The following is a 14,283-nucleotide window of genomic DNA, read 5'->3' on the forward strand; positions in this document are numbered from 1 at the left end:
TAAACGTATTATAGAAACTTAAATAGAAAAAACGAGCAAAAAAAAGAGCAATTAAATTGCTCTTTTTCTATGTGATTTATTAGAAGCCTAACTTTTCACGCCAAGTTGCTAATAAAGCCGTGGTATCCGAATCATTTGGATGAAATTTTGGTCTTAAAAAGTCCAGCAATTCTGGAATTTGACGTGTCATAAAACCTTTACGACCATACATAAACTTAAGCATGTATTTGGTATCTTTCCAAGTTAACTTTTCATCAGTCTTGAGTAACTTAGCAGTAAAGTATGATTGAGTTGCGAAGATTAAAGCCATGGAAATAATTAAAGCAGTTGAACGCATAAAATAAGCTTTCGGACCTTGCCCATACATACTTGTATAAACATCAAAAGCTACTGCTTTATGTTCATTTTCTTCAACTGCATGCCACATCCACAAATGATACATAGTCTCGTCTTGCACCATAGCCTGAATTTCAGGATTTTGTAGAAGCTCAGCTGCAATGGTCGAAGTAAAATGTTCTAAAGCACAGGTTGCTGTCAAATCAATCATTTCCTTGGTGTAGCCAAAAGGTTTCATTAATTTGGTTACAACAGCCGTACCCATCTTAATGACTGTTCCAGTTTGCTTTTCCATATGACGAACATCATAACCATAAGCCTGCGCTGAAGCATTAAATGCTAAGTGCTCTTTCGAATGCATTGCTTCCTGACCAATAAAAGCGCTAATTTCCTTTTGAAGAGCTGGGTCAGCAAGTTTTGGATCATTTCGAACAGCACGCGTGCTATTTACAAAGAATTGTTCACCTTCAGGAAAAAGAGCCGATAATGCTGTCATAAAGTGAGTTAATCCTGCATCGTAATTTGCCCAATAGCGTGGAACTTGATCAAATTCAAAGTCCATACGACGTACAGGGAAGCTTGCTCCAGCACGATTAGAAATATTTACTTTAGCATTCATGTTAGACTCCTTTAAGTGAACCAAAAATTCACTTATATCCTTATTTATTTTCTTAATATTTATAATAATACGCTTTTAAAAATGCTATTTAAGTGCAGATGAGGACAGCGAATTATCAGATGAGGTCATTAAAAGCCCCTTTCTGAATCAAAATAAAACTCTATAATTTTAAAAATGAGTCGCACTTTTAAGGCAACAAAAAAGGGCTATTCAAAGCCCTTTTCACTTTATTTTTTGGTTAAAGTCCAAGTTTAGCTTTCCATGTTTTTAACAAGCTAACTGTATCTAAATCGTTAGGATGAAAACCTGGTTTAAAATAAGCAAGCATTTCTTTCGCCATACCTGTAATGATACCTTTCGATGGGCTATAACCATATTTATAAATTACAGACAGCTCAGCTAAGTTTAATTTATTATCTTGTTTTAAAAGACGAAGTACAAACGATGACTGAATCAAAAAGATTAAAGTCATAGCAAATACTAAAGAGCTCGTACGTAAAGCATAAGCCTTTACACCTTTACCAAATACACCCTCGTATACATCAAAAGCTACAGCTTTATGCTCATTTTCTTCAACTGCATGCCAATACCACATAGTTGACATGGTTTCATCAGTCATCAGCTCTTGAATGTTCTTATTAACTAATAATTGTGAAGCGATAGTAGCTGTAAAATGCTCAAGTGCAGTAGTAGCAGTCAAATCCACCATTTCTTTTGTCATGCCAAAAGGTTTAACAATTTTTACAAAAGTTTTAATGGCTGTTTGAATCGCTGTATCAGTGAATTTCTCTAATGTTTCTACATCATGACCAAACTTTTGAGCAGAAGCATTAAAATTTACATGCTCTTGAGTATGCATTGCTTCTTGCCCAATGAAAGCACTAATCTCTTTTTGTAGCAGTTCATCATCTTTAATAGCTGGATGATAACGTACGGCACGTACACTATCGATGAAGAATTTCTCACCAGCAGGAAACAATGCTGATAATGCAGTCATGAAATGTGTGAGTCCAGCAGAACCATTCATCCAATATTCTGGTACATCATTAAAGTCAAAATTCATACGACGTACTGGAAAGCTCGCTCCTGCACGATTCGTAATATTCACTTTAGCGTTCATATCGAAAGCTCCTTACCAGTAACCTAAGTTACATAAACTTTATTGTTCATTTTCTTGATTCTTATCATACAAATTTAATAAAAAGGCTTAAGTGCAAATAAGGACATTGAAGTATCAGTTAAGGCCAGCTTTAAATTGAATTGTCAAACAACAAGCATAAAAAAAGCGCTCCAAAAGGAGCGCTTTTTTCACTGAAAAGTGATTATGCAGTTACTTTCGCAACAACACCAGCACCTACAGTACGACCACCTTCACGGATCGCAAAACGTAGACCTGGGTCCATTGCGATTGGGTGGATTAATTCTACTGACATTTCAACGTTGTCACCTGGCATAACCATTTCAACGCCTTCTTTCAACTGGATTGCACCAGTTACGTCAGTTGTACGGAAGTAGAACTGTGGACGGTAACCATTTAAGAATGGAGTGTGACGACCACCTTCTTCTTTAGAAAGTACGTATACTTCTGCGTCGAATTTAGTGTGCGGCTTGATTGTACCTGGTTTAGCAAGTACTTGACCACGTTGTACGTCTTCACGCTTAGTACCACGAAGTAATACACCACAGTTCTCGCCTGCACGGCCTTCGTCAAGAAGTTTACGGAACATTTCTACGCCAGTTACAGTTGTTTTAACTGTATCTTTAATACCAACGATCTCTACTTCTTCACCAACTTTAACAATACCTGATTCTACACGGCCTGTTACTACAGTACCACGACCAGAAATTGAGAATACGTCTTCGATTGGCATTAAGAATGCTTTGTCGATAGCACGTTCTGGTTCTGGGATGTAAGAGTCAAGAGCTGCTACAAGAGCAAGAACTGATTCTTCACCGTAAGGACCTGCTTCACCGTTAAGAGCAGCAAGAGCTGAACCACGGATTACTGGAGTGTCATCACCTGGGAAGTCATAAGTAGAAAGAAGTTCACGAACTTCCATTTCTACTAATTCAAGTAATTCTTCGTCATCAACAAGGTCGCATTTGTTTAAGAATACGATGATGTAAGGTACACCAACCTGACGAGAAAGAAGGATGTGTTCACGAGTTTGTGGCATTGGACCGTCAGTCGCAGCACATACAAGGATCGCGCCGTCCATCTGAGCAGCACCAGTGATCATGTTTTTAACGTAATCGGCGTGGCCCGGGCAGTCAACGTGTGCGTAGTGACGAATTGGAGAATCGTATTCTACGTGTGAAGTATTAATTGTAATACCACGTGCTTTTTCTTCAGGTGCTGAGTCGATTTGTGAGTAATCTTTCGCTTCACCGCCGTAAGTTTTTGCACAAATAGTTGCAATCGCAGCAGTTAAAGTTGTTTTACCATGGTCAACGTGACCGATTGTGCCCACGTTTACGTGTGGCTTATTACGTTCAAACTTGGCTTTAGCCATGATGATCTTCCTTTATTAACTACTCATGGAGGGTCACCCCATGAGCACTTGGTTTTCAACTAAGAATTAGTTAGGGCTTATAGTAATCGAAAGATTACTCGTCGTCACCTTTTTTACCGCCAGCTTGGAATTTAGCAATGATGCCTTCAGCCACGTTACGTGGAGTTTCAGCATACTTAGCAAATTCCATTGAGTAAGTCGCACGACCTTGAGACATAGAACGCATTTGAGTCGCGTAACCAAACATCTCAGCAAGAGGAACTTCTGCTTTAATTGCTTTTGTTCCACCAGGAAGATCGTCCATACCTTGAACCATACCACGACGACGGTTTAAGTCACCCATGATATCGCCCATGTAGTCTTCTGGAGTTTCTACTTCAACTTTCATGATAGGTTCAAGAAGGATAGGATCCGCTTTCATGAAACCATCACGGAAGGCATAAGAACCTGCCATTTTGAACGATAATTCGTCAGAGTCGACATCATGGTAAGAACCGTCGAATAATGTCGCTTTAATACCAACAACAGGGTAACCAGCTAATACACCATTCTTCATACGTTCTTGAATACCTTTGTCAACCGCGCCAAAGAATTCTTTAGGTACTACACCACCAACAACTTCTTCAACGAATTGGTATTCTTTACCAGACTCATCAACATCAAGCGGTTCAAGACGTACATATACGTGACCAAACTTACCTTTACCACCAGTTTGACGTACGAATTTACCTTCTTGTTCAACAGACTTTTTGATCGTTTCACGGTAAGCAACCATTGGTTTACCAATGTTAGCTTCAACACCGAATTCACGCTTCATACGGTCAACAATGATGTCAAGGTGAAGCTCACCCATACCAGCAATAATTGTTTGACCAGATTCTTCATCTGTACGAACACGGAACGATGGATCTTCTTTAGCCAAACGACCTAAAGCGATAGACATTTTTTCTTGGTCTGCTTTAGTTTTTGGTTCAACAGCCAATGAAATTACTGGCTCTGGGAATTCCATACGCTCAAGAGTAATGATGTTCTTCTCATCACACAATGTATCACCAGTTGTAACGTCTTTAAGACCTACACACGCTGCGATATCACCTGCACGGATTTCATCAAGATCTTGACGTTCGTTCGCATGCATTTGCACGATACGACCGATACGTTCACGCTTAGCTTTAACTGGGTTATAAACCGGATCACCTTGTTTAAGAACACCAGAGTAAACACGTACGAATGTTAAGTTACCTACGAATTTGTCGTTCATGATTTTGAACGCAAGCGCAGAGAACGGAGCTTCGTCAGATGCTTCACGAGACGCTTTAGTTTCGTCTTTGTCGTCAAGGATACCTTCGATCGCTTTAACTTCTGTAGGTGATGGTAAGAATTCAATTACAGCATCCAACATACGTTGAACACCTTTGTTCTTGAACGCAGAACCACAAAGCATTACTTGAATTTCAGAAGCTAATGTACGAGCACGTAAACCTGCAATGATCTCTTCTTTAGAAAGATCACCTTCTTCAAGGTACTTGTCCATTAATTCTTCAGAAGCTTCAGCCGCAGCTTCAACCATTTTTGTACGCCATTCGTTAGACGTATCAACTAGGTCAGCTGGGATATCAGCATATTCAAACTTCATACCTTGAGATGCTTCATCCCAGATAATCGCTTTCATTTCGATAAGGTCAACAACACCCTGGAATGTATCTTCAGCACCAATTGGCACAACGATAGGAACAGGATTACCACCTAAACGAGTTTTAACTTGCTCAACAGCACGGAAGAAGTTTGCACCAGTACGGTCCATCTTGTTCACGAATGCTAAACGAGGCACTTTATATTTGTTCGCTTGACGCCATACAGTTTCAGACTGAGGTTGTACACCACCTACAGCACAGTAAACCATGCACGCACCGTCAAGAACACGCATAGAACGTTCAACTTCGATTGTGAAGTCTACGTGTCCCGGGGTGTCAATTACGTTGATACGGTGTTGTTCAAATTGGTTACCCATACCAGACCAGAAACAAGTCGTAGCAGCAGAGGTAATTGTAATACCACGCTCTTGTTCTTGTTCCATCCAGTCCATTGTTGCTGCACCGTCGTGTACTTCACCAATTTTGTGAGATACACCTGTGTAGAACAAAATACGTTCAGTTGTAGTTGTTTTACCTGCGTCAATGTGCGCAGAAATACCGATGTTACGGTAACGAGTAATTGGGGTTTGGCGAGCCATGATGTCTACATTCCTAAATGTTATATTTAAAACAGGACGCATCAATTAAATTGATGCGCGCGAATATCCAAACAGGCAACTTAAATACCTGCAAAGCCCCCACTTTGATAGAGAGCAATGTTGAATCGAGCTGCTGTACGCATGAATATTCTCCTGAATAAGGCCTGTTTTATCCGCTTAGAAACGGTAGTGAGAGAAGGCTTTGTTAGCTTCAGCCATACGGTGCACATCTTCACGTTTTTTGATTGCTGCACCTTTACCTTCAGCTGCATCAAGCAACTCACCAGCAAGACGTAAAGCCATCGTTTTTTCAGAACGCTTAGCAGCAGCATCTACTAACCAACGCATAGCTAAGGCAGTACGACGGGATGGGCGTACTTCCATAGGTACTTGATAAGTAGCACCACCAACACGGCGTGCTTTTACTTCGACCATAGGACGAACTTTCTCAAGAGTAGTCTCGAAAAATTCAACTGGGTCTACTTTGTTTTTTTCTTGAACGCGTTCTAAAGCACCGTAAACGATACTTTCAGCAATAGATTTTTTACCATCTTGCATTACGTGGTTCATGAATTTAGCGATTGTTTGGCTGCTAAATTTTGGATCTGGAAGGATCTCACGAGCAGCGACTACGCGACGTCTTGGCATTTTAATACACCTAATAATATGACACTTCAGGATAATCCAGCAGTTTGTACAAGTGTCATGTACACGACGCTGGCCTTACTATACGTCGCTTGAATTACAAATCTATGAAGAATTCAAACAAGCGAAACGCTAAAGGGCTTTTGGACTAGTTTCCTAGAATTACTTCTTAGGACGCTTAGTACCGTATTTAGAACGTGATTGATTACGATCTTTAACGCCGGCACAGTCTAAAGAACCACGAACGGTATGGTAACGTACACCTGGTAAGTCTTTAACACGACCACCACGGATAAGAACAACACTGTGCTCTTGTAAGTTATGACCTTCACCACCGATGTAGCTAGATACTTCAAAACCTGAAGTTAAGCGAACACGGCAAACCTTACGCATAGCTGAGTTAGGTTTTTTAGGTGTAGTTGTATAAACACGTGTACAAACACCACGACGTTGTGGACAAGCCTTCAACGCAGGAACTTTGGATTTTTCAACCAAAGTCGTACGACCCTTACGGATCAACTGATTCGTTGTTGCCATATGGCAATTCTCCCGTTATTAAAAAACCTCAAAAAGAAAATACCTCTTTTTAAGGGCACATAATTGTAAGCTAAGATGCAAAAATGGTCAACACGGCAATAATTACCAAATGTTGACCATATCAATGTTTGACAGGATGACTTACAAAATTAAATAGGGGTGAAATTTCGTTTTGAAACCCTATCTTTGTAATTGTATTGTTAAGAGTACTTTTGATCTTCTATAACATCATCATTTTCAATTTCTAATGCTGGTTTTTGTTCACTGTGCTCGTGCTCGACCACATGTTTTTCTGCAAGCTGCTCAATACCTTGATGAACATTTTCTTGCACTTTTTCTTCACTTTTTTCAGAAGTATTCGATTTAACCACAACTGCCACTTTTGAAATTACATCATGATTTTCTATTTTATGATGTTGTGCCGCGTGAATACTGCCGTTTTCTCCAACGTTCAAAAGACGAGGACTTGCCTTTTGAATAAGAGTCACAGCAGCATAATAAGCTTGAAGTGGTGATAAATGCTCATTCGGATGTTCATTTAAATAGTGTCGTGCAGCACCAAAAATAGCTTGCGCCTTGTGGCCTACATCTTCTTGTAACTTCCAACTGTAAACAGCACTGAGCACTGCCCCTACTGCAGGAGTAAATTTACCAACAGAAGCAAGTTGCGGAACTTTATTTAACCAGTTCCATTTAAACTCGCCATTTTCATCAACTAACCATTTTTTCAAGGTTTCAATATCATTTGAAGACCCCAGTAATTGCTGAAACTGTTGAACATCTTGTGTCTCTAACATATTACGTAACGCTTTTAATGCCAAAAGTACCGTCTGCTTTTCAGCAATCAAACTGATATCGACTTCTTTAAAAATAAACTCAACAACATCTTGATCACTTCCATCATTTAAATCAAAACCATGTGATCTTCCAGTTTGATAAATTGTTCTTAAAACCAAAACTAAAGATACAGGAATATCTACGGCCGCTCCCGCCATACCAGATACACCAGTAATCGCACCTTGTATTGTTGCAATCAATTTATTTTGTTCAATCAGCGCCTGACTTAAACGTTGAGAGCGTGAAGTATCCTTAGTTAACTCAAATAGGTCTTTTGCACCTGCCTCTTCTAAGATTTTTTCAGTAAGTGTACTTTTCGAACTAAAGTCATTCAGCGCATCAAATAAATAGCTTGATATTTTCTCATTCCAGTCAGGTGAAATAAATGTAGCAATACCATTGACCTTTCTGAAATGACGACCAAAAACTTGGCGAGTAACTTTAGGTAAATGTTCACGTAACATTTGTTGTGGACTTTCATATTGTTCCACTTCAAACGGGCTTTTGTTTCTAGCATTACCTTCTACTGTTTTGCCACTCGCAAGTGGCTCGACCAACTTACTGACCTCACCTATTTGGCTTTGCTGCAAGATGTTTAACCCAGTAGAACTGAGCTTTTTAGCCACTCCGAAGACCTGAGAAAACAAATTGTCAGATTGATTATTATTAAATTTTGTCATCCAGTACCTCGATTTTTTAATTTATCTAATTAGAGATAAATACTAGGTGGAATGTAGATTTATCTCAACTTGAATGTGTGTATTTTAGTTAACCCTAAATGAAACATACTATGTATTTGGTTATTTTTTTAAATGCAAAATTGACATAAAGATTTGCCATAAGAAATAAAAAACCTTTCTGCTATCATGGTAACAACGAAAACATATGTCTAATGTTCTTCCAGCTATCTTCTCCTATCATTTAATAGCTGCTGATGTTCATAGACTTTAAATATCACCATAAAGGGACCTGTAGATGAAACGTGTCGTAATCACTGGTATGGGTATTAACTCATGTATCGGTAACTCTTTAGAAGCAGTTACTCACTCACTTCAAAATGGAATCTCGGGGACACGTTTTAACCCAACTTACGCTGAACTTAATTTTAAAAGCCATGTCAGCGCTGCTGCAGAACAAGATTTTGATCATATCGACCGTAAATTAAAACGCTTTATGGGCGTTTGTGCGATGTATGCTTACAACGCTGCTGTAGCTGCGGTTGAACATGCAGGACTCACACCTGAACAAATTGGCGGCAACCCACGTTATGGTATTGCAGGTGGTTCAGGTGGTGGTTCAACTGCATCTGTTGTTGAAATGACTGAGTTATTAGAAACTAAAGGTGCACGTAAAGTAGGTCCTTTCTTTGTACCACGTAATATGTCAAATACCATTACGGCAAACGTAGGTGTTGCATTTAAACTACAAGGTATTGCTCATACTATTACAAGTGCTTGCGCAACTTCTGCAGATGCAATTGGTTATGCATATAACCTTATTCAACTTGGCAAACAAGATCTTATGCTTGCTGGTGGTGGTGAAGAAGATCATTGGTCTCAAAGTTTATTGTTTGATGCAATGGGCGCACTTTGCTCAAAATATAACGATACTCCTGAAACAGCATCTCGCCCTTATTCAGCAGACCGTGACGGTTTCGTAATTGCTGGCGGTGGTGGTTTCGTAGTGCTTGAATCGCTTGAGCATGCACAAGCACGTGGTGCGAACATTTTAGCTGAAGTTGTCGGTTATGCAGCAAACAGTGATGGTGCAGATATGGTTGCTCCAAGTGGTGAAGGCGCTACACGCTGTATTTTAATGGCACTTGAAGAAGCTAAACAGCATGGCGTAGAAACAATTGACTATGTAAATACACATGGTACTTCTACCCCAGCAGGTGATGTTACTGAACTTAAAGCAATGGAACGTGCTTTTGGTGAAGGTAAAGTACCACCGTTAAGCTCAACTAAATCTATGACTGGTCATAGCTTAGGAGCAGCTGGCGTTCAAGAAGCAATCTACTCTGTTCTTATGATGCAAAATGACTTTATTGCACCAAACATCAACGTAACTGAACTTGATGAAGGCGCAAAACCTTTTGATATCGTACTTGAAAAACGTGATGCAAAATTGAATACTGTAATGAGTAACAGTTTTGGCTTTGGCGGTGTAAACGCTTGCCTAATTTTCAAGAAGTGGGATGCATAATCCCACCTAGGATTAACGATGGATGCACCTTCTGATGCTTTTTTGTGGGTAAAAGCATTACATATTATTGCTGTGGTTTGTTGGTTCGCTGCTTTGTTCTACTTACCACGTTTATATGTTTATCATGCTATGAGTGAAGATGCTGCAAGTCATCAACGCTTTGAAGTAATGGAACGTAAGTTGTATCGAGGAATTATGTGGCCTTCTATGATTGCCACATTAATTACTGCACACTTTCTCGTTGAGTGGGGTGATGCAACTCGACACTACCATGAAGCCACATGGTTTTACTTAAAAGTTGGACTAGTGGCTTTATTAGTAGTTTACCATTTAGTGTGTGGTTACTATCGCAAAAAGCTTATCGGAAATGCTCACTATAAATCCCATAAGTTCTGGCGTTTCTTCAATGAAATGCCAACCTTAATTTTATTTGCGGTTGTGATTCTAGTTGTCGTAAAACCTCAGTTTTAACTGGGGTTTTTTATTGTCTAAGACTTTTCATTTAAATTTTTAATTCATTTCAGTCAGTTAACCTATTTTCAATTAAGCTTATTAATGGTCACGGCGCCTTTATAATCAATAATTAGAATGAGATTTTACAAGCCTTTGATAAAATTCAAAGTGGACATTTTGTCAAATAAGGTACTCAAATCATCAAGTAAGAAATAAATATCGTTCATTGTGTCTGTCTTTCAACATAGTTGATGTATGTTATGCTGCTAAACAAATAGATGAACTTATTTAATAGCAAAACTATGTTCACTCTCAGCGCTTTTAAATTCGCCTTAGATCGACAATTTATTATTTTTACTCTTTTTATTCTTCGTCACTTAAAAAGCTATCCAATTCGATTTCTTACACCTGAAGAAAAAGCTTTAGCGCAAAGGGTTTTTGGAGATCTGCTGGATTGTGAACGTCCTAAAATTATTGCTACTCGTTACTTACCTTGGCAAGCTCATGGAATTTTGATGGCTCCAAATGGAAATATCTATGTAAATTTTTCTGACTATAGTACCAATTACGCTTTAGAGTCTAAGTTCATACAAGGTATTTTTATTCATGAACTCACCCATGTTATGCAATATCAGCGAGGTATTCATGTATTACTAAAAGGCGCATTTTTACAATCTGCCTATTACCTCAGCTTTAAATATTACAATCCTTACAAATACACCTATCACCCGCAAAAAGCATTTAGCTCTTACAATATTGAACAACAAGGAGAGATTGCGAGAGATATCTGCTCAGGTAAGCTACCCAATATTATTTGTTTACCTCAACTGGATTTGTAAGCAAATAATTGAGTTTGACTTCAACGTAACATTTTTACTAACTTACTCAACGCAAATTTTATAAACAAAAAAATATGAAAATAAAGTTGAGATTTGAGTTCATTACTGTCAAATTATTGAAAATAAGTATAAAAACTTATTCCAAATTTTGGAGTGTTAAGGCAGTATACAAACAATAAAAATAATGAAGCTTGTTTCTATTGTATACAGAAAATCTCGTTATTTTTACGCAGAAAATATGTGATTGGTATATATTATTGATCTTGACATTTTTGTTTACTATTTTACTTGTTTATTATCGTATCATACACATCGTTGAAAAATTATATTCATAAAAATCAACACTATGTGTATTTATATTCGTTATGATCTAGGATTAGGTTTGAATGAAAAGTTTTAAAGTTGCCCTTGCTCAGTTTTCTCCGCATATTGGCAATATTGACTCAAACACCCAAAAGATGATTGAGCAAGCAAATCAGGCGAAAAAACAAGACGCTGACCTGATTATTTTTCCTGAGCTTTCTGTGATTGGTTATCCAGCTGAAGACTTATTGTTACGTCCAAATTTAAACAAACGTATGCAAAAGGCTTTTGCTCAACTTAGCGAAGTTAAAGATATTGTGATGGTTTTCGGCTTCGTGAACCAGACTGAAGATGGCCAACGTTATAATTCAGCTGCTGTCATGAAAGATGGTCAGGTTTTAGGTGTTTTCAATAAACATAACTTGCCAAACTATAGCGTTTTTGATGAAAAGCGCTATTTCGAAAAAGGTCATCAACATTTGGTATTTGAATACCTTGGTCATAAGTTTGGTGTCCTCATTTGCGAAGATATTTGGTCAATCAATACAGTTAAACAATTAAGCCAATTAAATGTTGATACTGTACTTGTACTTAATGCATCTCCATATGAAGTAGGTAAACCACAGCATCGCAAACAAACATTAAGCGAGCTTGCAAAACAACTTCACTTAAATATTGTTTATGTCAACCAAGTTGGTGGGCAAGATGATTTAATTTTTGATGGTTCAAGTTTTGTCAGCAATCAAAATGGTGAAATTGCTTTACAAGCACCAAGCTTTAAAGAAGATCTTTATATTGCTGAATTTGACCGTGATACCAAATTATATAAAGTCACTGAGTCTGCTCCGGCATTGGAAACTTTTGCAGAAATCTATCAAAGCTTAGTTATGGCAACACGTGACTATGTAGAGCGTTCAGGTTTCCCTGGTGTGATCTTAGGTCTTTCTGGTGGTATTGACTCTGCCCTTACACTTGCAATTGCTGTTGATGCAATTGGTGCAGAAAAAGTACAAGCTGTCATGATGCCATATACTTACACGTCTCAAATTAGTGTAGAAGATGCAGCCGAGCAAGCTCGCCGTATGGGTGTGACTTTCGGTATTGCCGAAATCCACTCAATCGTAAATAGCTTCATGCAAACGCTATATCCATTCTTTGGTAACTCACCAGCCGATGCAACTGAAGAAAATTTACAAGCGCGCGCTCGTGGCACATTGCTTATGGGCTTATCTAACAAATTTGGTAATTTAGTCCTGTCTACAGGTAATAAATCTGAACTTTCAGTTGGCTACTGCACACTCTACGGCGACATGGTGGGTGGCTTTGCTGTTCTAAAAGACGTTTACAAAACTATTGTGTTTGAACTAGCAAAATACCGTAATAGCTTAAGTGAAACCCCAGTTATTCCTGAGCGTGTGATTACCCGCCCACCTTCTGCAGAACTTCGTCCAGATCAAAAAGACCAAGACTCTCTACCAGCTTATGATGTATTGGATGCTATCCTATATGCATACATTGAAGAAGATTTAGGTCAGGCAGACATTATTGCCAAAGGTTTTGATAAAGAAGTTGTTGAAAAAGTCATCCGTTTAGTTGATCGTAATGAATACAAACGTCGTCAAGGTGCGATTGGCCCGAGAATTACTTCTCGTGCATTTAGTCGCGAACGACGTTATCCGATTGTCAACGGTTGGACAGCGAATGACTGAGCAGAAAAACTCATCAAAAACCACAGCACTTGCTCAAGCACTTTTGCTTGAGCAGGTGGAATTTTTCAAAAAACAATTATCGATAGAAAACTCACCTATTTATTTCCAGCAGTTCATTCAACTGTTTATGCAACATGCTGATGAAATCAAGCTTCATGAAGTTGTAGATTTAGAACAATTACAAGCCGTTGTGAAACGTTATGCTTTTGAGATGCAGCTTGGCGCTGGCTTACTTGAGTTTATTGGGGAAATTGCACAGCGTATTTATTTATCTGCTATGAAATCTCCAATTCAACTACAAGACTTGGTATCCGATCACCAGTTTGAAATGTGGCTTTCCAAGTTTTTGGAAATGGAGCATATTCCTCAATATTTGAATGAGTTTTTAAGAACTAGCCCTTCTGTTCAACAGCTTTGCCAATATATTGCGACCTCAACCTTAGAACAAAAATTACCAAAATTTTTAACTGCCTCGACAGTAAATGACTACCATTTTGAATGGCAACACAAACTTAAAAAATTCTCTTTTCTACAGCAACAACGTCTTGAGCATAAACTTGAAACGTGGATTGCGAGTTTTATTCATGAACAGCTTACTGAATTAAGCCTTTTATCGACTGAAGACTTAGAGAGCTTAATACGTCATGTTTGGGAAGATATTAGACATAAAAAAATGTATGAGTTTATGAAACAGCTCACTCCTCTCGATGTGGAAGAGTTCTTTGTTTTAATTTATGAATACTGGAAAGAATTACGTCAGTCACAATTTATGCAAGATCTTATTTTGTATGGCGTCGAAGTTTTTTATGATTTTTATAAAGATCAAAGTCTATTTGAAGTGTTAAGTGAGATTGGTTTAACAGAAACTGACTTACAAACTGAAGCTTTACGTTTTTATCCGAAGGTTATGGATGCCTTTAATGAGCACGGTATTTTGGAACCGTTGCTTCAAGCGCTCTTAGCTCCTTTTTATCAAAGCTCAAAAACACTCGATATGATTGAAAAACATTTTAATGAGTAAAAAATAGATAAAAAGAAACCACGCAGGAGCGTG

The 14,283-nt window shown here is 38.4% G+C and carries 12 protein-coding genes; 5 read left to right on the forward strand and 7 right to left on the reverse strand.

Features of this window, described 5'->3' with window-relative positions; translation table 11 throughout:
* Nucleotides 1–79 precede the first annotated feature (79 nt).
* The 7 genes from I8T81_RS14680 to I8T81_RS14710 all read right to left on the reverse strand — a co-directional run bounded on the left by I8T81_RS14680 (nucleotide 80) and on the right by I8T81_RS14710 (nucleotide 8,400).
* A complete protein-coding gene (locus I8T81_RS14680; RefSeq protein ID WP_198071547.1) occupies nucleotides 80–955 on the reverse strand; it encodes a metal-dependent hydrolase in 876 nt (291 codons plus the stop codon).
* A gap of 238 nt (nucleotides 956–1,193) precedes the next feature.
* A complete protein-coding gene (locus tag I8T81_RS14685; RefSeq protein ID WP_004703331.1) occupies nucleotides 1,194–2,075 on the reverse strand; it encodes a metal-dependent hydrolase in 882 nt (293 codons plus the stop codon).
* A gap of 202 nt (nucleotides 2,076–2,277) precedes the next feature.
* Nucleotides 2,278–3,468, reverse strand: a complete 1,191-nt coding sequence (tuf, locus tag I8T81_RS14690) for an elongation factor Tu (protein ID WP_002157016.1) — start codon at nucleotides 3,466–3,468, stop codon at nucleotides 2,278–2,280.
* Nucleotides 3,469–3,562: 94 nt separating this feature from the next.
* Entirely contained in the window at nucleotides 3,563–5,701 is a 2,139-nt protein-coding gene (gene fusA, locus I8T81_RS14695; RefSeq protein WP_039255563.1) for an elongation factor G, read from the reverse strand.
* Between the two features lie 177 nt (nucleotides 5,702–5,878).
* The gene (rpsG, locus tag I8T81_RS14700) at nucleotides 5,879–6,349 is read right to left on the reverse strand and encodes a 30S ribosomal protein S7 (protein WP_001138055.1); all 471 of its coding nucleotides are present in this window, start codon (nucleotides 6,347–6,349) and stop codon (nucleotides 5,879–5,881) included.
* 159 nt (nucleotides 6,350–6,508) lie between these two features.
* The gene (rpsL, locus tag I8T81_RS14705; protein WP_002050319.1) at nucleotides 6,509–6,883 is read right to left on the reverse strand and encodes a 30S ribosomal protein S12; all 375 of its coding nucleotides are present in this window, start codon (nucleotides 6,881–6,883) and stop codon (nucleotides 6,509–6,511) included.
* Nucleotides 6,884–7,083: 200 nt separating this feature from the next.
* Nucleotides 7,084–8,400, reverse strand: a complete 1,317-nt coding sequence (locus tag I8T81_RS14710) for an EcsC family protein (RefSeq protein ID WP_004703334.1) — start codon at nucleotides 8,398–8,400, stop codon at nucleotides 7,084–7,086.
* A gap of 295 nt (nucleotides 8,401–8,695) precedes the next feature.
* Here I8T81_RS14710 and I8T81_RS14715 point away from each other — a divergent pair, with 295 nt between their 5' ends.
* From I8T81_RS14715 to I8T81_RS14735, 5 genes are all read left to right on the forward strand, one after another.
* Nucleotides 8,696–9,925, forward strand: a complete 1,230-nt coding sequence (locus I8T81_RS14715; RefSeq protein ID WP_004703335.1) for a beta-ketoacyl synthase N-terminal-like domain-containing protein — start codon at nucleotides 8,696–8,698, stop codon at nucleotides 9,923–9,925.
* An 18-nt stretch (nucleotides 9,926–9,943) separates the two neighbouring features.
* Entirely contained in the window at nucleotides 9,944–10,396 is a 453-nt protein-coding gene (gene hemJ, locus I8T81_RS14720; RefSeq protein ID WP_004703336.1) for a protoporphyrinogen oxidase HemJ, read from the forward strand.
* Between the two features lie 260 nt (nucleotides 10,397–10,656).
* Complete coding sequence (locus I8T81_RS14725) at nucleotides 10,657–11,217, forward strand: hypothetical protein (RefSeq protein WP_198071548.1); 561 nt, start codon at nucleotides 10,657–10,659, stop codon at nucleotides 11,215–11,217.
* A gap of 386 nt (nucleotides 11,218–11,603) precedes the next feature.
* Nucleotides 11,604–13,229, forward strand: coding sequence for an NAD+ synthase (locus tag I8T81_RS14730; protein ID WP_049065950.1), 1,626 nt, complete (start codon nucleotides 11,604–11,606; stop codon nucleotides 13,227–13,229).
* Complete coding sequence (locus I8T81_RS14735; protein ID WP_198071549.1) at nucleotides 13,222–14,250, forward strand: hypothetical protein; 1,029 nt, start codon at nucleotides 13,222–13,224, stop codon at nucleotides 14,248–14,250. Before I8T81_RS14730 ends, I8T81_RS14735 begins: the two co-directional genes overlap by 8 nt.
* Nucleotides 14,251–14,283: the final 33 nt, after the last annotated feature.

The sequence above is a fragment of the Acinetobacter seifertii genome, from assembly GCF_016064815.1.
Classification (GTDB): domain Bacteria; phylum Pseudomonadota; class Gammaproteobacteria; order Pseudomonadales; family Moraxellaceae; genus Acinetobacter; species Acinetobacter seifertii.

What these genes read in the sequence shown, in the direction of transcription:
- I8T81_RS14680 (WP_198071547.1), bottom strand. Translation starts at nt 955, where the DNA reads ATGAATGCTAAAGTAAATATTTCTAATCGTGCTGGAGCAAGCTTCCCT.
- I8T81_RS14685 (WP_004703331.1), bottom strand. Translation starts at nt 2,075, where the DNA reads ATGAACGCTAAAGTGAATATTACGAATCGTGCAGGAGCGAGCTTTCCA.
- tuf (WP_002157016.1), bottom strand. Translation starts at nt 3,468, where the DNA reads ATGGCTAAAGCCAAGTTTGAACGTAATAAGCCACACGTAAACGTGGGC.
- fusA (WP_039255563.1), bottom strand. Translation starts at nt 5,701, where the DNA reads ATGGCTCGCCAAACCCCAATTACTCGTTACCGTAACATCGGTATTTCT.
- rpsG (WP_001138055.1), bottom strand. Translation starts at nt 6,349, where the DNA reads ATGCCAAGACGTCGCGTAGTCGCTGCTCGTGAGATCCTTCCAGATCCA.
- rpsL (WP_002050319.1), bottom strand. Translation starts at nt 6,883, where the DNA reads ATGGCAACAACGAATCAGTTGATCCGTAAGGGTCGTACGACTTTGGTT.
- I8T81_RS14710 (WP_004703334.1), bottom strand. Translation starts at nt 8,400, where the DNA reads ATGACAAAATTTAATAATAATCAATCTGACAATTTGTTTTCTCAGGTC.
- I8T81_RS14715 (WP_004703335.1), top strand. Translation starts at nt 8,696, where the DNA reads ATGAAACGTGTCGTAATCACTGGTATGGGTATTAACTCATGTATCGGT.
- hemJ (WP_004703336.1), top strand. Translation starts at nt 9,944, where the DNA reads ATGGATGCACCTTCTGATGCTTTTTTGTGGGTAAAAGCATTACATATT.
- I8T81_RS14725 (WP_198071548.1), top strand. Translation starts at nt 10,657, where the DNA reads ATGAACTTATTTAATAGCAAAACTATGTTCACTCTCAGCGCTTTTAAA.
- I8T81_RS14730 (WP_049065950.1), top strand. Translation starts at nt 11,604, where the DNA reads ATGAAAAGTTTTAAAGTTGCCCTTGCTCAGTTTTCTCCGCATATTGGC.
- I8T81_RS14735 (WP_198071549.1), top strand. Translation starts at nt 13,222, where the DNA reads ATGACTGAGCAGAAAAACTCATCAAAAACCACAGCACTTGCTCAAGCA.